Consider the following 22,659-nt stretch of genomic DNA (forward strand, 5'->3'; position numbering starts at 1 on the left):
CGCAGCGAAGCAATCCAGAACCCCTCCGCGGAAAGATTCTGGATTGCTTCGTCGCAAGGGCTCCTCGCAATGACGTGTTGAGAGCGTGCTCCCGATTGCGACATGACTCGTGGAGAGGCGAGAGGCGCCTACACCCGCGGCATGCTCGCCGGCCGCACCTCGCGGGACTGTGCTGCGAGCCTGATGCCGGCGTTCGCCGCCCCGAACCCCTGATAGTCCCTGCGCTCGACGATCTCGAAGAAGAACCGCTCGTCGAAGATGTGGGTGTAGACCTGGAAGAACTCGCCGTCGTCCTCGCGGTCGTAGAGGATGTGGTTGGCGCGCAGCTGCGCCATCAGCTCCGGCGCGAGGTCGTATTTGGCTTCGATGTCGTCGTAATAATTGGCGGGGATGTCGAGGAAATCCGCGCCGCGCTGGCGCATCGCCGCGACCGTCGCGAAGATGTCCCGGCACGAGAACGCGACGTGCTGCACGCCCGAGCCGAAAAACTCCGAGATGAAGCGCGCCGGCAGGGTGCGGTTGGCGGAGGAGCCGTTGAGCACGAAGCGCAGGCTCTGGTCGGCATTGACGACGGCCTGGCTCTGGACGAGACCCCGGGGATCGGCGATCTCCATCTGCGGCAGGCGCTTCAGGTCGAGGATGCCGGTGTAGAACAGCAGCCAGGACAGCATCTCGTCATAGGGCATCGACTGCGCGATGTGGTCGACGGCGAGCAGCGCATCCGCGCTCGCATCGCTGGGGACGGGCTCGAAATCGGTGTCCCAGTTCTTGCCGGCCTGATCGAGGAAATAGAGCAGGCTGCCGCCGACGCCATGGATCGCGGGGATCTCCAACTCGCCCGGCCCGACCGGCTGGTAGAAGGTGCGCGCCTTCAGCGTCTCGGCGCGCTGCATGGCCAGGCCGGCATTGTCGACGTCGAGCGCGATGGCGCAGACGCCGGGGCCATGGGTGACGTAGTGGGAATGGGCAAAGCCGTCGGTCTCGCTGTTGATGACGAGCTCGACCTTGCCCTGCGACCAGCGCTCCACCGCCTTGCTGCGATGCGCCCCGGTCTTGCGGAAGCCGAGCTGCGCCAACAGGCGGCCGAGGTCGCCGGCCTTGGTCTCGTTGACGGCGAACTCGACGAAACCGGTGCCGCGGCTCTTCGCCTTCGGCGCCAGCGGTTCGGCGGCAAATCTCGGCCAGTCCGGCGCGAGCTGGTCCTCCAGCAGGATCAGCGAGCGCAATCCGTCGAGCGCGGTCTGTGCGGCCGAGCCGGCGCGGAACTGGTCGTTGAAGATCTCCAGCGACAGCGGTCCGGCATAGCCGGTCGCGGCAATCGCCGCCATGAACGCGCCGACCGGCAGATCGCCCTGGCCGGGGAAGGAGCGGAAGTGCCGGCTCCATGAGAGGATGTCGAGATCGAGCTTCGGCGCGTCCGCAAGCTGCACCAGGAAGATCTTGTCGCCGGGGATCGAGGCCATCGCGCGCACGGGAAAGCCGGGTGCCAGCGCGTGAAAACTGTCGAGGATGATTCCGATCGCCGGATGATCGGCGCGCCGCACGATCTCCCAGGCATCGCGGTAGTCGTTGACGTGGCGGCCCCAGGCCAGCGCCTCGTAGCCGACGCGCAAGGAGCGCTCGGCCGCGCGTTCGCCCAGCTCGCGAAAATCGTCGGCGGCGCGGTCGATGCCGCCGAGCGAGGCGGGCGAGACGTTGGAGCAGATCAGCAAGAGATCGGTGCCGAGCTCCTGCATCAGGTCGAACTTGCGCATCGCGCGGGCAAAATTGCGCGAGCGCTGCGGCTCCGGCATGCCCTCGAAATCGCGGAACGGCTGAAACGCGCAGATCCTGAGGTTAAGGTCTTTGCAGAGCGCCGCGATGTCGCGCGGGCCTGCGCCGAACGACAGCAGATCGTTCTCGAAGATCTCGACCTCGTCGAAGCCGGCGGCGGCGATGGCACGTAGCTTTTCGTCCAGCGTCCCTGAGAGAGAGACGGTCGCGATCGAGCGTTTGCTCATGCTGCATTGTCCTCCATCGCGCCGCCCAGAAACAACTGTCCGATGCGGGGATCATTCAGGATGCGCCTGGCGTCGTCGACCATGCGGGTCTGGCCGAGCTCGAGCACGATGCCGATGTCGGAGATTTCCAGCGCCGAGCGCGCGTTCTGCTCGATCATCAGGATGGTGACGCCGCGATCGCGCAAGGATTTGAGGATGTCGAAGGTCTGCTGCACCATCAGCGGTGACAGGCCGATCGAGGGTTCGTCGATCAGGACGAGCTTCGGCTCGAGCAGCAGCGAGCGCGCGATCTCGAGCTGTTTCTGCTCGCCGCCGGAGAGCGTGGAGGCCTGCTGCGTGGACTTGCGGCGCAGTGCGGGGAACAGGTCCAGCGCGGCCTCGATCCGCTTCGGCAGGTCGAGGCCCTTCCCGGCCGAGACGCCGCCAAGCTCGATGTTGCTGCGGACCGACAGCTCGGGAAAGATGTTGCGGCCCTGCGGCACGTAGCAGATGCCGGCGTTGAGCAAGGCGCGCTGGCTCAAATTGGTGACGTCGCGGCCGGCAAAACCGATCTTGCCCTCGCGCAGCTTCAAGAGGCCGAAGATCGCCTTGAACACGGTGGATTTGCCGGCGCCGTTCGGGCCGATGATGGTGGTGATCGTGGCTGCGGGAACGGCGAAGGTGGTGCCGTTCAAGATCGTCATCTTGCCGTAGCCGCCGACGAGATTGTGAACCGAGAGGATTGGCTCGCTCATGATCGCTTCCTCAATGTCCGAGATAGGCTTCGATCACGGCCGGATTCTTGCGCACCTCATCCGGGCGCCCCATCGCCAGCACCTTGCCTTCCGCCATCACCATCACGCGCGAGCACAGCGACATCACGAACTCCATGTTGTGCTCGATCACGACGAAGGTGGCGTTCTTCTCGCGGTTGATCGCAACCAGCCGGTCCTTGAGGTCCGCCAGCATCGACGGGTTGACGCCGCCGGCGGGTTCGTCGAGCAGCACGAGGCGCGGGCCGCCCATGAAGGCCATGGCGGCGTCGAGCAGCTTCTGCTGGCCATAGGACAATCCACCAGCCGGCTCGTCGGCGAGATGGTCGAGCTTGAAGAAGCCGATCATCTGCTTGGCGGCGTCGGTCAGTCCGGCATCGGAGCGACCGACCAGGCGGGAGGCCATGTTGCCCTGGTGCTCCTGCCCGGCGAGGATCAGGTTCTCGCGCACCGAGAGTTTTGGGAACACCTGCAGCAGCTGGAAGGTGCGGCTGACGCCGAGCTTGTTGAGCTCGGCGGGACGCAGGCCCGTGACGAGCTTGCCGTCGAGCTTCACTTCGCCGCCGGACGGCGTGAGCTGGCCGAGGATGCAGTTGAACAGGGTCGACTTGCCGCAGCCGTTGGGGCCGATTAGCCCGAGGATCTCGCCTTCGCGCACGTCGAACGAGACGCCGTCGACGGCGCTGATGCCGCCAAAGTTCTTCCTGATGCCGGAGACTTCGAGGACCGCGCTCATTGTGCCGTCTCCAGGCGGGATTTTGCGACGGCGCGCAGCGCGGAGGCCGCCTTGGTGCGTCGCGCGGCGAGATAGCGGTCGAGGATCCCCAGAATGCCCGTCGGCGACCAGATCAGAAGCCCCATCACCGCGATCGCGTAGAGCATCAGATAATAGCCTTCGGTGAAGCGGAGCCATTCCGGCAGCAGCACCGCGATCATCGCGCCGAGGAAGGGACCGAAATAGAAGCCGGCGCCGCCGACGATCACCATCATCAGCAGGTCGAGCGAGAGCGAAAGGTTGAAGGGAACGGGGTCGATATATTGCGTCAGCGGCGCATAGAGCGCGCCGGCGACGCCGCCGAGCGCCGAGCCCATCGCGAAGGCCATCAGCGTGTAGCGGCGCGTGTCGATGCCGAGCGATTGCGCGCGCAAGGGGTTCTCGCGCAACGCCATGAAGGCGCGGCCCCAGGGCGAGCGGATCAGCCACCACACCGCGAGCGACACGATCGCGAGCGAGCCGAGGCAGACGTAATAGAACGGCAGCGGCTTGTTGGTCGCGAACCCGAAGACGTTCGGACGCGGGATGTTGGAGATGCCGTAGATGCCGCCCGTGAGCCAGCTCTCGTTGCGGAACACCAGGAAGGCGAGGGTGGAGAAAGCGAGCGTGACGAAGGCGAGGTAATGGTGCTGCACGCGCAACGCGGGATAGCCGAGCACCCAGCCGACCGCGAAGCTCAAGGCGATCGCGACCAGGATCGCCGCCGGCAGCGGCCAGCCATGGGTGGTCATGATCGCCGCCGCATAGGCGCCGATGCCGACGAACGCGCCCTGCGCCAGCGAGACCTGGCCGGCATAGCCGAGCGTGAGGTTGAGGCCCATCGCGGCGATGCTCATCACCGCCCATTGGCTGAGTATGAACAGTCCGTAGCGGTTGAAGTTCATAGGCACGATGATCAGGCCGGCGATGACGGCAAGGCCGAGCGCGATCTTCAGGGGTTTGCCGAAACCGTTCATACCGTGCGCTCCTCGGCGCGGCCGAGCAGGCCTTGCGGCCGCAACAGGATGACGGCGATGAGAAAGATCATCGGCACGGCGGCGCGATACTGCGTCGAGACATAGGCGGCCGCGAGATTGTCGAGCACGCCGATCAGCAGGCCGCCGGCGATCGCGCCGCGCACCTGGTTGAAGCCGCCGACGATCGCCGCGATGAAGGCGGCCTGGCCCAGCACCTCGCCGGAGGAGAATTTTGCGAGATAGATCGGCGTGATCAGCAGCGAGGCGAGGGCGACCAGGAAGGCGTTGATCAGGAAGGTCAGCAGGATCATGCGCTCGACGGGCACGCCGATGATGCGCGCCACCGTCGGGTTCTGCGCGGCGGCCTGCATCTGGTGGCCGAGCGAGGTGCGGTTCAAGAGTGCCGTCAATCCAAGCACGGCCAGAATGGCGACGACGAGCACGCCGATGCTTTGCAGCGAGACGGCATGGCCGAGGATGGAGACGTCGCCGGTCGGCACGATCGAGGGGAAGGGCGAGGCTTCGGCGCTGAAGAACTGCTTGACCGCTTCCTTGATGCCGATCGCGAGCGCCATGGTCGCGATCGCCAGCGGCAGCACGCCGTGCCGCATCATCGGGTCGACCAGCAGCAGCTTGAAGCCGAGTCCGAGCAGGATCATCGACAAGAGGATGCCGAGGATGATCGCGAGCCAGAACGGCGCACCCGCATGCATCGCCGCCAGCATCAGGAAGGCCGGCAGCATCACGAACTCGCCTTGCGCGAAATTGATGGTCTGCGAGGTCTGCCACAGCAGCGTGAAGCCGACCGCGACCAGCGCATAGATCGCGCCCGTGGCGAGCCCTGCGACCAGAAGATCGAATAGGTTGGACATGTTCCCCTCTTTCGGTCCCTCTCCCCGCCCGCGGCAAGCAACCCCATTCGCGACAGCATCCTCGTGACGCATCCTTCGAGACGCCCGCCTTTGGCGGGCATCTCAGGATGAGGGCGGAGTGCGCGGCTGCAGGACCATGCGCTCCGCAGCGAGGTCGGCCTCGTCCTGTGAGACCGCTGCAAGCGGTCGTCTCGAAGGACGAGGGGCTTGCTCCGCTCTATCTCATTGCACCTTCGGCAGCACCTGCTTCACGACCTGCTTGCCCTCGACCACCTCGACCAGAAAGCTCTGGCGGTCGATGTCGCCGGTGTCGCTGAAGGTGACGTCCATCAGGATGCCCGGCTCGTCCGCAGCCTTGATGGTGAGGCCGTGCAGCGTGTCGGCGAACTTCTTCGGGTCGACCTTGCCCATCTTCTCGGTGGTGGCCTTCACCATGTAGACGGCGAGGTAGCCCTTCAGGCCGTTGTGATCAGGCACGTAGTTGTACTTCTTGGAGAACTTTTCGCGGAATTGCTTGACCAGTTCGACCGGCGCGTCGGTGGTGAGGCCGACATGGCCGCGCGCGCCGTTGGCGGCATCGCCGGCGAGCTCGATCACCTTCTGGCCGATCAGCGTGGTCTCGCCCATCAGCGGCGCGTTGACGCCCTGGCGCTTCAGCTCCTTGAGGATGCGCGCGCTCTCCTCTTCGTTCAGGTAGACGAACACGGCGTCGGGATTGGCCGCCTTGATCTTGCCGACGTCGGCGGCGAAGTCCGCCTGGCCGGCTTCGGTCGAGAGATCGGCGACCACCTTGGAGCCGAGCCGTTCGAGCTCCTTGGTCACCATGTCACGTCCGCCGCGGCCGAAATCGTTGTTGACCCAGACCACCGCGACGGTCTTCGCCTTCATCTCGTCGTGAATGTATTTCGCGACCTTCGGCATCGAGGATTGCTGACCGAACGAGGTGCGGAACAGGAACTTGTTGCCTCCTTGCGTCAGCTCGGCGGCTTCGCCGCCCATGATCTGCGCGATGCCGGCTTCGGCGGCGAGCGGCGCCGTCACCTTCACCGAGCCGGAATAGCCAGGTCCGAGCAGCACGTAGGGCTCGGCGTCGAGCGCCTTCTGGACCTGGGCGCGCGCCACGCCCGGATTGGACTGCGAATCGGCATGGGTGACTTCCAGCTTGCGGCCGAGCACCCCGCCCTTGGCGTTGATCTCCTCGATCGCGAGGTCGATGCCGTTCTTCCAATTGGTGCCGACGGTGGCGCCGCCGCCGGACAGTTCGGCGACGTCGGCGAGCTTGATCGCCTGGGCGTGAACGCTGGTTGCAGCTGCGAAGGCAAGCAGGGCGCCTGCCAGAATGGTCGTCTTCATGGTCTCTCCTCCCGTTTTCTCTGATGTGATCCGCGGCCTTGTGTCCGGCCGCTTCGGTTAGGCTGCGTGATCGGCCGAGCTTCGTGCCGCCATCACCTCGTCGAATGCCTCTCCCATGACCTCGGTCGATGGGGCCAGGCCCGTGAACAGTTCGAAAGCGTCGGCCGCCTGGTAGATCGCAAGCTCCCGCCCGGTCATGATCCGCGCGCCCTTGGCCTGCGCCGCCGCCAGCAGCGGCGTGATCAGCGGCGAATAGACGGCATCCGCGACCCAGAGCTCTTCACGGAGCAAGGTGGCGGCAACCGGCATGCCCCGGTTCGGCAGCATGCCGACCGGCGTGCCGTTGATGAGGCCGGTCGCGCCGCTGAGCGCATCCTCGACGCTCGCGGCGATCCTCGCGCCACCCTGCGGCGCCAGCAGGGAGACCAGCGTCGCGGCGCGCGCCGGCTCGCTGTCGAAGATGCGGATGTCGGAAACCTTCAGGCTCGCCAGCGCAAACGCGATCGCCTTGCCGACGCCGCCGGCGCCGATCACGGCCACCGCGTTCCCGGCGGGCGCCAGCAGCGGCGCCACCGCACGGGCAAAGCCGGTCGTGTCGGTGTTGTGGCCGATCAGGCGGTCGTCCCTGACGACGACGGTGTTGACCGCGCCCATCGCAGCCGCGCCGGGCGCCAGCTCGTCGAGCAGCGGGACCACCGCTTCCTTGTAGGGGTAGGTGACATTGACGCCGGCAAAGCCCAGCCGCCGCACGCCTTCCAGCATCAGGCTGAGGCCGGCCGCGTCAGCGCCGGCAACCTCGATGAGCTGATAATGGCCACGCAGGCCGAGCGCCTCGGCGGCGCGCTCATGCATGGCGGGGGAGGCGGAATGCGCGATCGGCGCGCCGATCAGGCCGGTGAGAAGCTTCTTGCTGGCGGCGTATCCGCGCTTGGACATGGTTCGCTATCGTCTCAAAGTGAGCGTTCGGTCCCGGTCATTAGCGGGGAAACCCGCGGAATTCCAAGGGGGGCTTCCAACTCCGACGATAGCCTTTCCCAAGGCTAACACAATTACCCATTTATCCGACAAACCTAACATCATGTTATTTCTTCCGCCCGCGCGCTGGCGCGGCCTTGCCGCTGCCGCCCGGCGCGGCCTTGCCGCTGCCGCGGGACGGCTCCACCGCCCGCATCTCGGTGCGCAGCGCCTCGATATAGGCCTCGGCATGGAGCGACAGCGGCGCGCCGCGCTTGACCGCGATGTAGGTGTCGAACCGGGTCGGCTCGGCGATCTTCAACAGTTCGATTCCGGGATAGCCGCCATGGGCCACGGTGAACTGGTCGATGATGGCGATGCCGAGCCCCGCCTTCACCAGCGCGCAGACCGTGGTGCCGAAGCGGGCGCGGATGGTGATGTTGTAGTCGAGCCGGTGGCGCGCGAAGATCTCGGCCATGATCCGCCCGTAGGGATCGTTGGGATCGATGCCGATCAGCGGATAGCGGGTGATCTCGGCGGCCGAGACCTGCTTGCGCCCGGCGAGCTCGTGGCCCGGCGGCACGATGCAGTACAATTCGCCCGAGGCGAGCGGCATGAAGTCGAGCGCGGAATGCTCCAGCCGGTAGCTCATCGCCACGCATTCGCCGCGGCCGAGCATCAGATAGTCGATGGCTTCCTCGAGTTTCAGGATGTTGATGTCGATGCCCAAATCAGGATAGCGGCGCCGCACCCGCTCGATCGCGCGCGGCACCATCACCTGCGAGATGCTGGGCACCGAGCCGATGCGCAGTTCGGAGAGGCCGCCGCGCCCGATCTTGGAGATGATCTCGGAGAGATCGTCGACCTTCTTGTAGACGCCGTTGATCTGCTCGAAAATGTTCTCGGCTTCCGGCGTCGGGAAGTAGCGGCCGTTCTGGCGCTGGAAGAAGCGGATGCCGAGCGAGCGCTCGGTGTATTTGACGAGCCGGCTGATGCCGGGGGCCGAGACGTTGAGCAGCTTGGCCGCGCCGCCGATCGTGCCCGTCACCATCACGGCGCGGATCACTTCAACCTGGCGCAGCGTCATCATCTCTGGGCGTCCCGAATGTTCTTTCGGGATCATCTCACGGAAGCGGCGCCGCCATCCAGCGACAATATTTCAGGAATGGAAGTGGCCGTATTTCGGAATCAGGATCTGGCAGACGACGCCGGTCGGGCGGAATTCGAGCTTCGTGCCGCCATTGGCGCCGCTGCCAAGGCTGCGCGAGATCAGGGTTTGGCCGAAGCCGGAGGTCGTCGGCGGCGTCACCATAGGGCCGTCGCGCTCTTCCCACTCGATCTGCAGGGCGCCGTCGTCGACCAGGCCGATCCGCCGCACCGACAGCTTGCCGGCACGGGTCGACAGCGCGCCGTATTTCACCGCGTTGGTCGTCAGTTCGTGGAACACCAGCCCGAGGGAGACGGCGGTCTTGGAGTCGACGGAAACATCCAATCCCTCCATCGTGATGCGCCCGCTGGACAAGGTCGCATAGGGCGCCAGCTCGACGCTGAGCACGTCCTTGATCTGCAAATTCTCCCACGAGGCGTTCGACAGCAGCGTGTGGGTGGCGGCCAGGGCCTGGATGCGGCCGGAGAAGGATTTCTGGAAGTCCTCGATCGTGCGCTCGTGGGATGCGGTGCGCGCGGAGATCGCCAGCACCATGGCCAGCGTATTCTTGACGCGGTGATCGAGCTCGCCCATCAACAGCGCCTGGCGACGCTCGGCGGCCTTGCGCTGGGACAGGTTGATCAGCGTCACCACGCAGCCTTGCGTCCGGTCCCCGGACACGACGAGCGGCGCCGCGCTGATCATGACGTCGGTGACGTCGACGGCGGACGTCTTCACGGCCGCTTCGAGACCCTGCACGGGCGTGCCGCCAACGGCCATCGCCACGATATCGCCTCCGGACATGAGCTCGGACGCATCGGCGAAAGTCAGTGCGATCGCCTCCTCGAACCGCTTCCCGATCGGACCCTCGGCACAGATCCTTTCGGCGGCCGCATTGATGTGGGTGACCATGCCGGAGCGGTCGCAGACGATGACGGCCTCGTTGGCGGACGCAAGCACGGACCGCGCCAGCCGCTCGGATTCCCTGGCGGCGGCGGTCTGCTCGCGTTCGCTGATATCGGTGAAGGTAATCGCGACGCCGCTCCCGATGCCGAAATCGATCGGAGCTCCGGTGAGAAGGAAGCTGCGCTCGATGTCGCCGACGCGCACGTGAATTTCGGAGGATTGCCGCTCCTTCAGCGCTTGCGCAAGCAGGCGGCGAAAGGTGGTCTGATTGACGGCGTCGAGCATGCCGTGCAACGCCTGCCCGGAGAGTCCGCCGGCTGGCCGGCCTAGCAAGTTGCACAGGGCCTGGTTGGCATAGAGTAGCTGTCCATCGGCGTCGAACGCGGCGGCGCCGATGTCCATCGCTTCCATGAAGGTGCGGTAGGAGTGGCCGTCGCCTTCGAGGGTGAAGACCTGTTCAGTCGCTCCGCCCTTGATGACGACGGCATCGATCTCGCCCTCGCGAATGGCCCTGAGCGTCTCTTCGGCTTCGTACAGCCGAGCCTCGAGCTCGTCCCGGGTCAACGCAGATGCAAGCGATACCACCGTCATCATTCCTCGACCGACAGATGTACTAGAACCTTCTGGGTGTCGGAAAGGTCCCCGATGATCTTGCGAATCGGGACCGGAAGCTCCTTCACGAGGGTCGGAATGGCGACGATGCCGTGCTCCCGGGCCAGCTGCGGCTGCTTCTTGAGATCGACGACCTCGACCTTGTACTTGCCGGCCAGGTGCTCGGAGCAGATCTTTTCGAGATTGCGGATCGCGGCGAGCGATTTCGGCGTCTCGCCGGCGACATAGAGGACGAGCTTGACGGGCTCTTTGCTGTCTTCGGCCATGGATTAGTCCTGCTTCCTCGTGCCGGTGGAGAGGTTCATTCCCCGTCCGCGCGCCACCGCTGCGGTTTTCTCCCGGCTCTGTTGTTGATAGATTTCCTCGGCTGTGACCAGCCGCCTGAGCTCGGCCTCCTCGGCCTCGATCTCCGCATTGAGAGCTTCGATCTGGGCACGTGCGCGCCGCCGCCGTTGCGTGACCTGGTCCTGGACGCGGGCGACCTCGGCCTGCCGCTCGGTTTCGGCTCGGCGCGCCCGTGCCTCTGCGTTGCGTCGGGCCGAACCCGTCAATGCGCCGTCCTCGCCGAGATAGGGCTCCAGCAGGTGAATGCCACTGTTCGACATGACGAACTCGCGGACCTGGTTGGAATGGGAGATGCCCCGCGCCTTCAGCAGATAGAGCTCTCGGTTGAACTCGCCATTGGCCTCACGGTTGAGCAGAAGAATCCAGCCGTCCATCAGCGACGACAGGCCGGCGTCGGTTTCAGCCTGCTGGACGCTCGCCAAATGGGTAAAAACGGCCGTGATGCCGTTGGACTTGAGGTAATCGACGATGCGCAGCAACATCGTTTGCACCTCGGCGATGTCGGCCGAGCCGGTGAAGGCGGAGATCGGATCGAGCACGACCAGTTGCGGCTTGAACCTGTTGATCTCGCGAAGCATCATCGCAAGGTGCATTTCGAGGGAGTAGAAGGTCGGGCGGGCGGCGATGTAGCGCAACTGTCCCAGCTTCAGCCACTTGGCCAAGTCGGTCCCGATCGATTTCATGTTGCGCACGGTCTGCGCCTCGGACTCCTCGAACGAGAGATAAAGGGCCCGTTCGCCGCGCTTGCAGGCGGCGTCCGCCATCATGCAGGCGAGCGAGCTCTTGCCGGAGCCGGCGACGCCGGTGAGCAGGATGCTGCTGCCGCGGTAGAAGCCGCCGCCGGTCAGCATGGCGTCGAGATCGGGCACACCTGTCGAGATGCGGTCCTCGTACACCTTGTGACCGAGGCCGAGAGAGGAGACCGGCAGCACCGAGAAGCCGTCCTCGTCGATCAGGAACGGATATTCGTTGGTGCCGTGCGCGGTGCCGCGATATTTGACGATGCGCAGGCGCCGCGTCGAGATCTGGTTGTCGACGCGATGGTCGAGCAGGATGACGCAGTCGGAGACGTACTCTTCGAGGCCTTGCCGGGTCAGGCTGCCGTCGCCGCGCTCGCCGGTGATGACCGCGGTCAGGCCCTTTTGCTTGAGCCAGTCGAACAGGCGGCGGATTTCTGCGCGCAGGATCGCGGGATTGGAGAACGCCGAGAACAGGCTCTCGATCGTATCCAGGACAATGCGCTTGGCGCCGATCTGGTCCACCGCGAATTCGAGCCGCAGGAACAGCGCCTCCAGATCGTAGTCGCCGATCTCGGCAACTTCGGACGGATCGATCGCGATGTGCTCGATGTGGATCTGCGACCGGTCGATCAGCCCCTGGAGGTCGAAGCCGAGCGAGTCCACGTTGGCGATGATGTCGACGGGGCGCTCCTCGAAGGTGACGAAGACCCCCGGCTCGTCGTAGAGCTTTGCCCCGTTGAAGAGGAAGGTCGACGCAAACAGCGTCTTGCCGCAGCCGGCCGAACCGCAGACGAGCGTCGGCCGCCCGGTGGGAAGGCCGCCCAACGTCAGATCGTCGAAGCCTTCGATGCCGGTCGCAGATTTGGTGATACCGTCAGTCATGCCCCTGTCCTGGTTCCAGGCAATTTTCTAAGCAAAGATTGGCGGGCCGCCTAGAGGGGGGCTTCTGCAAATTTGTCGCTTCTCCTTCGGAACAAACGCGGGCGATCGTGGTTGGCTCGCCTTTTTTCGAGCCAGCCGCTTGCGACAGTGTTGGCACTATGTGGCCAGCGCTGACAGCTTGCGGACAGTCGATCGCGTCCGCACATGCGTGCTGATCTCTGCCATCGGTATCGTGATCGCGCCTGCGTGCACTTGTGAACATACGATCGTGCCGCGTCTGGGCATAAGCGCAACGACGGGAGCTGCCGCGGGTCGGTGACGAGATGAAAGAGTTCGAAGGCCGCATGCAAACCATACTGGATGCCGCGCTTGATGCGGCCTTCAGTCACGTCAGGCATGGCGGCGATCACGAGAGCAGGAAGTTGATCGCCGCGCGGCTGATGGAAGCCGCGCGCTCCGGGATAACGGCGCTGGATGAATTGACGTCCGTCGGCCGCCGTGCGCTCACCGATCTCGGGGCTGGATCGTCGGGTTGAAATCGGGTCGTCCGCCCATTCGTCCGGTGGACGCGTGCCCGGTGAAGATGACTGACGGCTTCCGTTGAAATCGATGAGCTATGGTCGCCCGGGCGGACATGGCATGCGGAGTGGCTCGCGCTGACGGCACTCACGCATCACGCGACACAAATTAGCTCGCCGGACCTTCGGGCAAGAGGCTGTCAACCAGCTCCGCGCGCTCGCTTTGCAGCACCTGGCGCGCGAACTCGATGATCTTCTGCTTGTTTGCCGTGTCGCGGACGGCGAAAAACACGCGGTTCAATTCCAGGCCGAGCACGCTGTTGAGGGCGATGTCCTCGTCTTGCATTTGGGTTTCCCGCTGCGGACGCGTTCAGGTGTATCGTGACGTCAATTCTGCCACAAGTAGTTTAATTCTTCAGGCCAGAAGATCACCGGGAAACTACGGTCGCAGCGAATTGAGGCAGTCCCCAAATACGTGCTATACGGAACGGCGAGGGTCAGGAAACGCACTGATGTCCGCAGTGGATTATGGCCGGGAAGCGCTCGACTTCATTGAAGGCCTGGGGACCTATCGCAAGGTGCCCGACGCAATGAATGCGCTCGAGACGGTGTTCGGTCGCTTCGGCTTCGAAACCATCATCGTGACGGGATTGCCCAATCCCGACCAGCGGTTTGCGCAGATGGTGCTTGCCAAGCGCTGGCCGGCGGGCTGGTTCAGCCTCTACACCCAGAACAATTACGACCGCTTCGATCCGGTGGTGCGGCTGTGCCGGCAATCGGTCAATCCGTTCGAATGGTCGGAAGCGCCTTATGACGCCGAACACGAGCCGAACGCGGCCGAGGTGATGAACCGCGCCTCCGATTTTCGCATGTCGCGGGGCTTCATCGTGCCGATCCACGGGCTCACCGGCTATGAAGCGGCGGTCTCGCTTGGCGGCGTTCATCTCGACCTCAATCCGCGGAGCAAGCCGGCGCTGCACCTGATGGCGATGTATGGCTTCGACCACATTCGCCGTCTGCTCGAGCCGACGCCTTATCCCCCGGCGCGCCTCACCCCGCGCGAGCGCGAGGTGATCTCCTGGGCTTCGCAGGGCAAGTCGGCCTGGGAGATCGGTGAGATCCTGCACATCACGCAGCGTACCGCGGAAGAGCATCTTGCAACTGCCGCGCGCAAGCTCGGCGCCGTCAACCGCACGCATGCGGTGGCGCTGGCGATTCGGAACAAGATCATCAATCCGTAAGCGCCGTACTGGGAAATTTCCCAATATCGAACCCGGCTCTTTTCGCCGACTCTGCTCCCATTGAGGATGAATGGGGGCTTTCATGATTCACGCTATTTCTGCAGTCAATCGCCACCTTTATGAAGACGTGATCGAGCAGCATTTCCGGTTGCGCCACGACATCTTCGTCGAGGAGCGGCGCTGGGAGACGCTACGCAGGCCGGATTGCCGCGAAATCGATTCCTATGACGACGAGGATACGGTCTATCTGCTTGCGCTGGAGGGGCGACGGGTCATCGGTGGTCACCGGCTCTACCCGACGACCAAGCCCTCGATGATGAGCGAGGTGTTCCCGCATCTGGCGTCGGTACGCGGCTGCCCCGCGGATCCCTTGATCTGGGAATGGTCGCGCTACTTCGTCGTGCGCGATCGCCGCGACGGCGCGCTCAATCTGCAACTGATGGCCGCGGTGCAGGAGTTCTGCCTCGACCAGGGCATCGCACAGGTCAGTGCGATCATGGAAACCTGGTGGTTGCCGCGCTTCCACGAGGCCGGTTTCGTCGTGACCCCGCTCGGTCTGCCGGCGCTGATCGAGAACGCCTGGACCATGGCTGCCACCATCGACATTCGTCGCGAGACGGTCGACGCCTTGCACGATCGTATCGGCATGGCTTCGGTCGTGCGTCAGGACGGCCCGCATCTGGACGCCGTCGCCCGTGCCAACCTTTGCGGCGCCACTGCCGCGCAACGGAAGAGTGCCTGAGATGTCGAACATGATGCGGGACAGCCAGATCATGGCGCAGACCAGGGACGAGAATCTCGGCTACATGTCCGACATGGCGCTCGAGCTGGCGCAGATGGCGGAAGACTCGGGGTTGGCGACGCTCGCCTATCTGTTCCGGATGGCGGCGCTGGAGGCCTCGACGGCCAACAGCGTGCTCACCGAACCGGGCGACCTGCCCGAGCAGATGACGTCGCACTAGTCGTCGCTCTTCGCTCCAACACATTGCGGCACCCTCTCCCCGGCAACGGGGGGAGGGTGATCGTTTGGGTGCGGCAGGTTGCCCCAGCCGGCACGGCAGCCTTCTTGCAAGGGCGTTTCGACCGCATGCACCCGCATGCAACAAAGTGCATGTTTGGTGTCGAATCGCTCTTGCCTCGGAACGATACTGCCATTACCCATTTTTCCGCCTTGAAGAGGCAGGGGGAGCTCTTTCACTGATGGCGACTGTGTCCGAACATCGGCGCGCGTCCGCATGCGCCTGAAAGAGTCTTGATGCTGCTCGTCGTCGAACAGTTCCTGAACGGATTGCAGTTCGGCCTGCTGCTGTTCCTGCTCGCCGCCGGCCTGACGCTGGTGTTCGGGATCATGGATCTCGTCAACCTCGCGCACGGCTCGCTCTACATGATGGGCGCCTATTTCGCAGCGACCTTCGCCGCGTGGACCGGCAGCTTCCTGCTCGGTGCGCTGATGGCGCTCGGGGCGACGCTCGTGCTCGGCATCGTGCTGGAGATGAGTGCGCTGCGGCATCTCTATGGCCGCGACCATCTCGACCACGTGCTCGCGACCTTCGGCCTGATCCTGTTCTTCAACGAGGCCGTGCGGCTGATCTGGGGGCCGGCCGGCCTTGCGCTGCCGCTGCCGGCCTGGCTCACGGTGCCGGTGCCGATCCTGCCCGGCATTCACTATCCCGCCTATCGGCTCGCCATCATCGTGGTGGCGTTGCTGGTGGCGCTGCTGCTCTATCTCGGCGTGATGCGCACCCGGATCGGCATGCTGATCCGCGCCGGCGCCTCCAACCGCGAGATGATCGGCGCGCTCGGCATCAACATCAAGCTGCTCTACACGCTGGTGTTCGGCCTCGGCGCCGCGCTCGCCGGCCTTGCCGGGCTGATGCAGGCGCCGATCCTCACCGTGCAGATCGGCATGGGCGAGAACATTTTGATCCTTGCCTTCGTCATCATCGTGATCGGCGGCATCGGCTCGATCCGCGGCGCCTTCCTCGCCGCGATCTTCGTCGGCATGATCGACACGCTCGGCCGCGCCTTCCTGCCCAATTTGCTCCGGCAGGTGCTGAGCGGCGCCGCTGCCTCCACCGCCGCGCCTGCATTGTCGTCCATGCTGATCTACCTCTTGATGGCGATCGTGCTGGTGGTGCGGCCGGAGGGGCTGTTTCCGGCCAACCGTCGATGAAGAGTTTCACCGTGAGCAAGGCCGTCACGGCCCTGATGCTGGCCGGCCTCGTGCTGCTGCCGCTCTATTCGCAGGTTTCCGGCAACATCTTCATCCTGACGCTGTTCACCCGCATCGTCATCCTGGCGCTGGCGGCGGCGAGCCTGAACCTCATCATGGGGTTTGGCGGCATGATGAGCTTTGGCCACGCCGCCTATCTCGGCATCGGCGGCTACGCCGTCGGCATGCTGGCGCAGGAAGGCGTCGGAAGCGGCTGGATTCAGTTTCCGGTCGCGCTGGCGGCCTCCGCGACTTACGCCCTCGTGATCGGCGCGCTCTCCTTGCGCACGCGCGGCGTCTATTTCATCATGATCACGCTCGCCTTCGCGCAGATGGCCTATTACGTCGCCTCGGGGCTCGCGCGTTACGGCGGCGATGACGGCCTCACCGTCTACAAGCGCAGCGACTTCTCCGGGCTGATCAACCTCGGTAACCGCACGCAGTTCTACTATCTCTGCCTCGCCTGCCTGCTCGGCGTGATCTTCCTGATCTGGCGCATCGTCAATTCGCGCTTCGGTCTCGTGGTGCAGGGCCTGCGCTCCAACGAGCAGCGCATGCAGGCGATCGGCTTTCCCGCCAAGCGCTACCAGCTGGTCTGCTTCGTCATATCCGGCACCATGTGCGGCCTCGCCGGCGCGCTGCTCGCCAACAACACCGACTTCGTCAGCCCGGCCGTGATGTACTGGACCCGCTCCGGCGATCTCATGGTGATGGTCATCCTCGGCGGCATGGGCACGCTGTTCGGCCCGATCATGGGCGCGGTGGTGTTCCTGCTGCTGGAAGAATTCCTGTCGCAGATCACCGAATATTGGGCGCTGATCATGGGGCCGCTGTTGCTGCTGATCGTGCTGTTCGGCCGCGGCGGCATCATGGGCATGCTGGGGAGGGCTGGCCGTGGCTGAACCCCTGCTCCGCGTCGAGAAGCTGGTGCGCCGCTTCGGCGGCATCATCGCAACCGACAACGTCTCGCTCGACGTCGCGGCCGGCGAGCTGCACGCCATCATCGGCCCGAACGGCGCCGGCAAGACCACGCTGATCAGCCAGCTCACCGGGCATCTGGCGCCGCATGCCGGCAGCGTCTCGCTGGCGGGGCGCGACATCACCTATTTGCCGGCCTATCGCCGCTGCGCGCTCGGCCTTGCGCGGTCGTTCCAGATCACCTCGCTGCTGCTCGACTTCACCGCGGCGGACAATGTCGCGCTGGCGGCGCAGGCCCATGCCGGCACCTCGTTCCGTTTCTTCGCCGATGCGCGCAAGGAGAAGGGGCTGCGCGATGCCGCCCACGCCGCACTCGACCGCGTCGGCCTCGCCCATCGCGCCGATGTCCTGGTGTCGAAGCTCAGCCATGGCGAGCGGCGCCAGATCGAGCTGGCGGTCGCGCTCGCCAGCAAGCCGAAGCTGCTGCTGCTCGACGAGCCCATGGCCGGTCTCGGCGTCACCGAATCCCAGGGCATGGTGAAGCTGCTTCAGGAGTTGCGGAAAGAGGTCTCGATCGTGCTGGTCGAGCACGACATGCCCGCGGTGTTCGCGCTCGCCGACCGCATCTCGGTGCTGGTCTATGGCCGCGTCATCGCCTCCGGCGATCCCGCCGCGATCCGCGCCAATGAAGACGTCAAGCGCGCCTATCTCGGCGATCAGCATGTGGTGACGCATCATGGCTGACACGTTGCTCGACGTTGACGGCATCGAGACCTGCTATGGCCTCTCCCAGGTGCTGTTCGGCCTGTCCCTGTCGATCAAGCCCGGCGAGATGGTCTCGCTGATGGGCCGCAACGGCATGGGCAAGACCACGACCATCCGCTCGATCATGGGCCTGACGCCGGCGCGCGCGGGCGCGATCCGGTTTGCGGGCGCCGAGGTCAGGCAGCTTCCGTCCTACCGGATCGCAAAGCTCGGTGTCGGCCTCGTCCCCGAGGGACGCCAGATCTTCCCGAACCTCACCGTGCGCGAAAACCTGGTCGCGGCGGCCGCAGATCGCTTCGGCAGCCCCAATCCCTGGACGCTGGCCGCGATCTACGTGATGTTCCCGCGCCTCGCCGAACGCGCGGCCAACATGGGCAACCAGCTCTCCGGCGGCGAGCAGCAGATGCTCGCGATCGGCCGCGCACTGATGACCAACCCGAAGCTGTTGATCCTGGACGAGGCGACCGAGGGCCTCGCGCCGCTGATCCGCGAAGAGATCTGGCACTGCCTGTCGCTGCTCAAGAGCCGGGGCCAGTCGATCCTCGTCGTCGACAAGAACGTCGATCATCTCGCCCGCATCTGCGACCGCCATTTCATCATCGAGCGCGGCAAGACGGTGTGGAGCGGCACCTCGGACGAACTGATGGCCGAGCCGGACCTGCAGCATAAGTATCTGGGGATTTAGCCCCCGCTCTTACCTCGTCATTGCGAGGAGCGAAGCGACGAAGCAATCCAGACTGTCTCCGCAGAAACAGTCTGGATTGCTTCGCTTCGCTCGCAATGACCGGGAGAAAGCCGCGGATCAGCTCAGAACGCCTCGAAATATTCCCGGTGCTCCCAGTCGGTCACCTCGGACAGGAAGCGGTCGATCTCGGCGTTCTTGATGTGAGTGTAATAGTCCACGAACTCCGCACCCAACTTCTCGCGGAAAAACGGATCGTCCTTCAGCGCGCTCACGGCATCGCGCAGGCTCTTGGGCAGCAGCGGCGCCTTGGTCTCGTAGGGCGTGTCGGCGGACGGGCCGGGATCCAGCTTGCGGTCGACGCCGTCGAGGCCCGAGAGAATCTGCGAGGCCATGTAGAGATAGGGATTGGCGGCGGGCTCGCCGATGCGGTTTTCCAGGCGCGTTGCGGCATCATTGGCGCCGCCGAGCACGCGGATCATCACGCCGCGATTGTCACGGCCCCAGATCGCGCGGTCCGGCGCCAGCGAATACGAACGGTAGCGCTTGTAGCCGTTGATGGTCGGCGTCGTGAACACGGTGGAGGCGCGGGCATGGTCGAGCAGGCCGGCGAGGTAGGACTTGCCGAACGCGCTGAGCGGCCCGCCATTCTCTTTGGTCATGAACTGGTTTTCGCCGGTGGCACGCGAGACGATCGACTGGTGCAGATGCCAGCCGCTGGCGAATACGTTCGGCAGTTTCGGCCGGCACATGAAGGTGGCGTGATAGCCGTGGCGCCGCGCGATCTGCTTCACGGCAGAACGAAACAGCACCATGTTGTCGGCGGGCTCGAGTCCCTTCCTCGGCGCGAAGGTGAACTCGCACTGGCTCGGCCCGAACTCGACCTCGACGGAGCGCAGGGGCAGGCCGAGCGCGACGATGTCGCGGCGCAGGATCTCCAGCACCGGCTCCATCTGGTCGAAACGCTGCTCGGTGAGATATTGATAGCCATGGCTGAGCAGGCTCACCGAGGGCGGCGTGCCCGGCTGTCCCGCGTCCTCGGGCCGCATATGCGCATCGTCGAGCCTGAAGATGTGGAATTCGACCTCGAGGCCCGCGACGAAATCGTGGCCGCGCGCGCCGAGCTCATCAAGCACGCGCTTGTACAGCCCGCGCGTTGCAAACGGCACCGGGCGGCCGTCGCCGAAATAGAGATCGCACAGCACCCAGCCCGTCGCCGGCGCCCAGGGCAGCACGCGGAAGGTGGTGGGATCAGGCACCATCAGCACGTCGGCCGCGCCCTCCATCTCCTTCATGCCGAAGCCGCCGCCTGCGGTGAACACCGGAAACACCGTGCGGTGCGAGGTGTCCTTGGCCAGCATGGTGGTGGTGATGGAGCAGCCGCTCTCCAGCGACGCCATCGCCTCGGAGGCGATGATGGTCTTGCCGCGCAAAATACCGTGCTGGTCGGGGAAGGCGAGGCGGATGACCTCGAGATTCTTTTCCTCGACGATGCGGCGCATGCGCGCCGCGGCGTCCCTCTGCTCATCCGACCACAGCGCATGACGCGCGACGAAAGTCACTTGGCTGCTCCTTGATCAAGCTGTCATCGCCCGCCTTGTGCGCGCTGCGCACTGGGGCGGGCGATCCAGTATTCCAGAGACGGTGATGTGTCCACGAGAGGCTGCGGCGTACTGGATGCCCCGCCTTCGCGGGGCATGACAGTGGAGGCTGTGGAGCCGCCATCCCCACACGCCTGCAAGAACGTCACTCCGCCGCCGTCAGCCGGTGCACGTTGTCGGCGATCTCCTTCGGCACCGGCGGGGCCCAGGGGGCGCCGCGGCGGCGCTTGACGTCGACCTCCATCCAGTAGAGCTCCCAGCCTTGGGTCGGCCCGATGCCGTCCATCGTGGCCGGCCCCTGGATGCTGCGTGCTTTGCTCTCGTCGAGGAACAGCATCGGCTTCTCGCCGCCCTGCACCTTCTCGATCTCCTGCCGCAGCAGGCGGCGATATTGCACGATCGCCTTGTCGCTCGAACCGAGATGCTCCTTGGTGCGGTCCTGGATCGCGCCCATCGATTCCACCGCCCATTGGTCGTGGACGTTGATGTCGTTGCCCATGCCGGTATAGGTCGCGGTCTGCTGCTCGTGCGGGTCGAAGCCGTAATCGTTGGCTCTGTTCTTGCGCGACTTGTAATCCGGCAGCTCATAGAGCTCGAGCCGCTGGTCGCGCATCTTCTGCTTGTCGACCGGGTTCGAATAGCTGGTGAAGATCGCGTACCAGTAGCAGTTCTCGTCGTCGACCGGCACGTGCCACTGCGTGATCGTCATCTCCGTGCTCATGGGAATGACGAAGGCATGCGGGAAGAGCTGGTTGGTGACGCGCACATGGGTGCGCTCCTCGTCGATCTCGCGCAGCGCGATCAGGCGCATGCCGTATTCGGTGTGCTCGACATTGATGATCGGGCGATCGTATTCGCGCAGGATCTTCGTCATCGGCAGGTCGCTTCCCGCCGAGGCGCCGCGAAACTGCTTGCCGTAGGCGGTGGAGGTGTCCTCGTCCTCGAAGAAGCGATGCAGGTAGGAGGCGTGCGCGGGATCGATGCCGACCTCCAGCGCCTGCAGCCAGTTGCAGGCCATGTGGCCCTTGAAGGCGAATGTGTGCGTGCCAGGCGCGACGAAGCAATCGAGCTCCGGAAAGGCCGGCGGCTCGCCTTCGCCGAGATAGGCCCAGAGGATGCCGCTCTTCTCGACCACGGGATAGGAGCGCTGCCGGATGTTCTGGCAGAGTTTTGAATCCTTCGGCTCGGCCGGCGTCTCGATGCACTGGCCGGTGGCGTCGAACAGCCAGCCATGGAAGGCGCAGCGCAATCCGCCATGCTCGAGCCGCCCGAAGGCGAGGTCGGCGCCGCGATGCGCGCAATGGCGATCCATCAGGCCGTAGCGCCCGGTCTCGTCGCGAAACAGCACGAGGTTCTCGCCGAGCAGTCGCACCGGGCGGATCGGCCGCGCGCCCTCCAGCTCGTCCACCAGCGCCGCCGGCTGCCAGTAGCTCCGCATCAGCTTGCCGCAGGGATCCCTGGGCCCGGTGCGGGTGATCAGGTCGTTCTGCTCCTGGCTCATCATGGCGAGTACATCCTTCGTGGAGAGCGTTTGTTCGCCTATTGAACGAATGGGCGAATTATGACATGCCGTGGAAAGGCGGCAAGCACTATTTTGCAGGATTGGCCCGAGGGGATGCCCAAGCTGAAACGGAGCGAGACCGATGAACGCGCGACGGATTTCGTCGAGGCGCTCGATCGTGGCCTGCGGCTGCTGCAGTGCTTCGGCACCAACACCGGGCCGATGACACTGAGCGATCTTGCCCGGGCCGCCGATCTGCCGCGCGCCACCGCGCGGCGCATGCTGTTCACCCTCCAGCGCGGCGGCTACGTCGCCGGCGATGGCAGACTGTTCTCGCTGACGCCGCATGTGCTGACGCTGGCGGCGTCCTACTTGCGCTCCAATCAGCTCGTCGCGGTGCTTCAGCCCGTGCTCGACCGCGTCGCGACCGCGGCCAACGAAATCTCCTCGCTCGCAGTGCTCGACGGCGGCGAGGTCGTGTTCGTCGCACGCAGCAGCCCGGCGCGGATGTTCTCCGGCGGACTCGAGATCGGCTACCGCCTGCCGGCGTTCTGCACCTCGGTCGGCCGCGCCATGCTCGGCCAGCTCGACGATGCCGATCTCGCCGTGCGCCTGAAGGCGATGACGCGCGAGGCGCTGACACCGCAGACGATGACGGATCCCAAGGCGCTGCTCGCCCGCATCGTCGCCGACCGCGCGCAGGGCTATTCACTGGTCGACCGCGAGGCCGAGCCACATTTCCGCTCGATCTCGGTTCCCGTGCGCCGTTACGACAATGTGATCGTCGCCGCCATCAACATGGGCGCGCATGTCGATCGCGTGCCAGCCCGGGAATTGATCGACCGTTTCCTGCCATTGCTGCGTGAAGGCGCGGACTCCGTGCACTCGCAATTGCTGTGAGCGACTGCCCGCGCGCACAGGTCGCGG

At 65.1% G+C, this 22,659-nt stretch carries 23 protein-coding genes; 9 read left to right on the forward strand and 14 right to left on the reverse strand.

Annotated features, from left to right (window positions below; all coding sequences use genetic code 11):
- Window positions 1-128: 128 nt before the first annotated feature.
- The 11 genes from CO669_RS20055 to kaiC form a co-directional block, all read right to left on the reverse strand.
- Window positions 129-2,000 (reverse strand): bifunctional sugar phosphate isomerase/epimerase/4-hydroxyphenylpyruvate dioxygenase family protein, encoded by a 1,872-nt coding sequence (locus CO669_RS20055; RefSeq protein WP_097661673.1) that lies wholly within the window; start codon window positions 1,998-2,000, stop codon window positions 129-131.
- The gene (locus CO669_RS20060) at window positions 1,997-2,734 is read right to left on the reverse strand and encodes an ABC transporter ATP-binding protein (protein ID WP_097661674.1); all 738 of its coding nucleotides are present in this window, start codon (window positions 2,732-2,734) and stop codon (window positions 1,997-1,999) included. The genes CO669_RS20055 and CO669_RS20060 overlap by 4 nt, the downstream gene beginning before the upstream one ends.
- Window positions 2,735-2,744: 10 nt before the next feature.
- Window positions 2,745-3,488 carry an ABC transporter ATP-binding protein gene (locus CO669_RS20065; RefSeq protein ID WP_097661675.1) on the reverse strand — a complete coding sequence of 248 codons (744 nt, stop codon included), beginning with the start codon at window positions 3,486-3,488 and terminating at the stop codon, window positions 2,745-2,747.
- Window positions 3,485-4,483 (reverse strand): branched-chain amino acid ABC transporter permease, encoded by a 999-nt coding sequence (locus CO669_RS20070; protein ID WP_097661676.1) that lies wholly within the window; start codon window positions 4,481-4,483, stop codon window positions 3,485-3,487. Before CO669_RS20070 ends, CO669_RS20065 begins: the two co-directional genes overlap by 4 nt.
- Window positions 4,480-5,355: a branched-chain amino acid ABC transporter permease gene (locus CO669_RS20075; protein WP_097661677.1), complete on the reverse strand. Its 876-nt coding sequence runs from the start codon at window positions 5,353-5,355 to the stop codon at window positions 4,480-4,482. Before CO669_RS20075 ends, CO669_RS20070 begins: the two co-directional genes overlap by 4 nt.
- Window positions 5,356-5,577: 222 nt before the next feature.
- The gene (locus CO669_RS20080) at window positions 5,578-6,708 is read right to left on the reverse strand and encodes an ABC transporter substrate-binding protein (protein ID WP_097661678.1); all 1,131 of its coding nucleotides are present in this window, start codon (window positions 6,706-6,708) and stop codon (window positions 5,578-5,580) included.
- Between the two features lie 57 nt (window positions 6,709-6,765).
- Window positions 6,766-7,644 carry a shikimate dehydrogenase gene (locus CO669_RS20085; RefSeq protein ID WP_097661679.1) on the reverse strand — a complete coding sequence of 293 codons (879 nt, stop codon included), beginning with the start codon at window positions 7,642-7,644 and terminating at the stop codon, window positions 6,766-6,768.
- A 145-nt stretch (window positions 7,645-7,789) separates the two neighbouring features.
- The gene (locus CO669_RS20090) at window positions 7,790-8,752 is read right to left on the reverse strand and encodes a LysR family transcriptional regulator (protein ID WP_097661680.1); all 963 of its coding nucleotides are present in this window, start codon (window positions 8,750-8,752) and stop codon (window positions 7,790-7,792) included.
- 69 nt (window positions 8,753-8,821) lie between these two features.
- Window positions 8,822-10,300, reverse strand: a complete 1,479-nt coding sequence (locus CO669_RS20095) for a sensor histidine kinase (protein WP_097661828.1) — start codon at window positions 10,298-10,300, stop codon at window positions 8,822-8,824.
- Between the two features lie 5 nt (window positions 10,301-10,305).
- Window positions 10,306-10,593 (reverse strand): circadian clock KaiB family protein, encoded by a 288-nt coding sequence (locus tag CO669_RS20100; RefSeq protein ID WP_097661681.1) that lies wholly within the window; start codon window positions 10,591-10,593, stop codon window positions 10,306-10,308.
- 3 nt (window positions 10,594-10,596) lie between these two features.
- Window positions 10,597-12,294 (reverse strand): circadian clock protein KaiC, encoded by a 1,698-nt coding sequence (gene kaiC / locus CO669_RS20105; protein WP_097661682.1) that lies wholly within the window; start codon window positions 12,292-12,294, stop codon window positions 10,597-10,599.
- A 344-nt stretch (window positions 12,295-12,638) separates the two neighbouring features.
- Here kaiC and CO669_RS20110 point away from each other — a divergent pair, with 344 nt between their 5' ends.
- A complete protein-coding gene (locus CO669_RS20110) occupies window positions 12,639-12,830 on the forward strand; it encodes a hypothetical protein (protein WP_143278698.1) in 192 nt (63 codons plus the stop codon).
- A gap of 151 nt (window positions 12,831-12,981) precedes the next feature.
- On the opposite strand, the gene CO669_RS20115 is transcribed toward CO669_RS20110, so the two are convergent.
- A complete protein-coding gene (locus CO669_RS20115; protein WP_097661684.1) occupies window positions 12,982-13,158 on the reverse strand; it encodes a hypothetical protein in 177 nt (58 codons plus the stop codon).
- 166 nt (window positions 13,159-13,324) lie between these two features.
- On the opposite strand from CO669_RS20115, the gene CO669_RS20120 reads away from it, so the two are divergent.
- The 7 genes from CO669_RS20120 to CO669_RS20150 all read left to right on the forward strand — a co-directional run bounded on the left by CO669_RS20120 (window position 13,325) and on the right by CO669_RS20150 (window position 18,633).
- The gene (locus tag CO669_RS20120) at window positions 13,325-14,053 is read left to right on the forward strand and encodes a LuxR family transcriptional regulator (RefSeq protein ID WP_097661685.1); all 729 of its coding nucleotides are present in this window, start codon (window positions 13,325-13,327) and stop codon (window positions 14,051-14,053) included.
- 82 nt (window positions 14,054-14,135) lie between these two features.
- A complete protein-coding gene (locus CO669_RS20125; RefSeq protein WP_198964128.1) occupies window positions 14,136-14,795 on the forward strand; it encodes an acyl-homoserine-lactone synthase in 660 nt (219 codons plus the stop codon).
- Between the two features lies 1 nt (window position 14,796).
- On the forward strand, window positions 14,797-15,015 hold the full coding sequence (locus tag CO669_RS20130; RefSeq protein WP_097661687.1) for a hypothetical protein: 219 nt from the start codon (window positions 14,797-14,799) through the stop codon (window positions 15,013-15,015).
- Between the two features lie 293 nt (window positions 15,016-15,308).
- Window positions 15,309-16,226: a branched-chain amino acid ABC transporter permease gene (locus CO669_RS20135; protein ID WP_028139755.1), complete on the forward strand. Its 918-nt coding sequence runs from the start codon at window positions 15,309-15,311 to the stop codon at window positions 16,224-16,226.
- Window positions 16,223-17,167: a branched-chain amino acid ABC transporter permease gene (locus CO669_RS20140; RefSeq protein ID WP_097661688.1), complete on the forward strand. Its 945-nt coding sequence runs from the start codon at window positions 16,223-16,225 to the stop codon at window positions 17,165-17,167. The genes CO669_RS20135 and CO669_RS20140 overlap by 4 nt, the downstream gene beginning before the upstream one ends.
- Window positions 17,160-17,927 carry an ABC transporter ATP-binding protein gene (locus tag CO669_RS20145; RefSeq protein ID WP_097661689.1) on the forward strand — a complete coding sequence of 256 codons (768 nt, stop codon included), beginning with the start codon at window positions 17,160-17,162 and terminating at the stop codon, window positions 17,925-17,927. The genes CO669_RS20140 and CO669_RS20145 overlap by 8 nt, the downstream gene beginning before the upstream one ends.
- Window positions 17,920-18,633: an ABC transporter ATP-binding protein gene (locus tag CO669_RS20150; RefSeq protein ID WP_097661690.1), complete on the forward strand. Its 714-nt coding sequence runs from the start codon at window positions 17,920-17,922 to the stop codon at window positions 18,631-18,633. The genes CO669_RS20145 and CO669_RS20150 overlap by 8 nt, the downstream gene beginning before the upstream one ends.
- Before the next feature lie 122 nt (window positions 18,634-18,755).
- Here CO669_RS20150 and CO669_RS20155 read toward each other — a convergent pair whose 3' ends face one another.
- The gene (locus tag CO669_RS20155; protein WP_097661691.1) at window positions 18,756-20,192 is read right to left on the reverse strand and encodes a glutamine synthetase family protein; all 1,437 of its coding nucleotides are present in this window, start codon (window positions 20,190-20,192) and stop codon (window positions 18,756-18,758) included.
- Window positions 20,193-20,376: 184 nt separating this feature from the next.
- Complete coding sequence (locus tag CO669_RS20160; RefSeq protein ID WP_097661692.1) at window positions 20,377-21,735, reverse strand: aromatic ring-hydroxylating dioxygenase subunit alpha; 1,359 nt, start codon at window positions 21,733-21,735, stop codon at window positions 20,377-20,379.
- 111 nt (window positions 21,736-21,846) lie between these two features.
- On the opposite strand from CO669_RS20160, the gene CO669_RS20165 reads away from it, so the two are divergent.
- A complete protein-coding gene (locus CO669_RS20165; RefSeq protein WP_097661693.1) occupies window positions 21,847-22,632 on the forward strand; it encodes an IclR family transcriptional regulator domain-containing protein in 786 nt (261 codons plus the stop codon).
- The last annotated feature ends 27 nt before the right edge of the window (window positions 22,633-22,659 follow it).

Source organism: Bradyrhizobium sp. Y36 (assembly GCF_002531575.1).
Taxonomy (GTDB): domain Bacteria; phylum Pseudomonadota; class Alphaproteobacteria; order Rhizobiales; family Xanthobacteraceae; genus Bradyrhizobium.

What these genes read in the sequence shown, in the direction of transcription:
- CO669_RS20055 (WP_097661673.1), bottom strand. Translation starts at nt 2,000, where the DNA reads ATGAGCAAACGCTCGATCGCGACCGTCTCTCTCTCAGGGACGCTGGAC.
- CO669_RS20060 (WP_097661674.1), bottom strand. Translation starts at nt 2,734, where the DNA reads ATGAGCGAGCCAATCCTCTCGGTTCACAATCTCGTCGGCGGCTACGGC.
- CO669_RS20065 (WP_097661675.1), bottom strand. Translation starts at nt 3,488, where the DNA reads ATGAGCGCGGTCCTCGAAGTCTCCGGCATCAGGAAGAACTTTGGCGGC.
- CO669_RS20070 (WP_097661676.1), bottom strand. Translation starts at nt 4,483, where the DNA reads ATGAACGGTTTCGGCAAACCCCTGAAGATCGCGCTCGGCCTTGCCGTC.
- CO669_RS20075 (WP_097661677.1), bottom strand. Translation starts at nt 5,355, where the DNA reads ATGTCCAACCTATTCGATCTTCTGGTCGCAGGGCTCGCCACGGGCGCG.
- CO669_RS20080 (WP_097661678.1), bottom strand. Translation starts at nt 6,708, where the DNA reads ATGAAGACGACCATTCTGGCAGGCGCCCTGCTTGCCTTCGCAGCTGCA.
- CO669_RS20085 (WP_097661679.1), bottom strand. Translation starts at nt 7,644, where the DNA reads ATGTCCAAGCGCGGATACGCCGCCAGCAAGAAGCTTCTCACCGGCCTG.
- CO669_RS20090 (WP_097661680.1), bottom strand. Translation starts at nt 8,752, where the DNA reads ATGATGACGCTGCGCCAGGTTGAAGTGATCCGCGCCGTGATGGTGACG.
- CO669_RS20100 (WP_097661681.1), bottom strand. Translation starts at nt 10,593, where the DNA reads ATGGCCGAAGACAGCAAAGAGCCCGTCAAGCTCGTCCTCTATGTCGCC.
- kaiC (WP_097661682.1), bottom strand. Translation starts at nt 12,294, where the DNA reads ATGACTGACGGTATCACCAAATCTGCGACCGGCATCGAAGGCTTCGAC.
- CO669_RS20110 (WP_143278698.1), top strand. Translation starts at nt 12,639, where the DNA reads ATGCAAACCATACTGGATGCCGCGCTTGATGCGGCCTTCAGTCACGTC.
- CO669_RS20115 (WP_097661684.1), bottom strand. Translation starts at nt 13,158, where the DNA reads ATGCAAGACGAGGACATCGCCCTCAACAGCGTGCTCGGCCTGGAATTG.
- CO669_RS20120 (WP_097661685.1), top strand. Translation starts at nt 13,325, where the DNA reads ATGTCCGCAGTGGATTATGGCCGGGAAGCGCTCGACTTCATTGAAGGC.
- CO669_RS20125 (WP_198964128.1), top strand. Translation starts at nt 14,136, where the DNA reads ATGATTCACGCTATTTCTGCAGTCAATCGCCACCTTTATGAAGACGTG.
- CO669_RS20130 (WP_097661687.1), top strand. Translation starts at nt 14,797, where the DNA reads ATGTCGAACATGATGCGGGACAGCCAGATCATGGCGCAGACCAGGGAC.
- CO669_RS20135 (WP_028139755.1), top strand. Translation starts at nt 15,309, where the DNA reads ATGCTGCTCGTCGTCGAACAGTTCCTGAACGGATTGCAGTTCGGCCTG.
- CO669_RS20140 (WP_097661688.1), top strand. Translation starts at nt 16,223, where the DNA reads ATGAAGAGTTTCACCGTGAGCAAGGCCGTCACGGCCCTGATGCTGGCC.
- CO669_RS20150 (WP_097661690.1), top strand. Translation starts at nt 17,920, where the DNA reads ATGGCTGACACGTTGCTCGACGTTGACGGCATCGAGACCTGCTATGGC.
- CO669_RS20160 (WP_097661692.1), bottom strand. Translation starts at nt 21,735, where the DNA reads ATGATGAGCCAGGAGCAGAACGACCTGATCACCCGCACCGGGCCCAGG.
- CO669_RS20165 (WP_097661693.1), top strand. Translation starts at nt 21,847, where the DNA reads ATGCCCAAGCTGAAACGGAGCGAGACCGATGAACGCGCGACGGATTTC.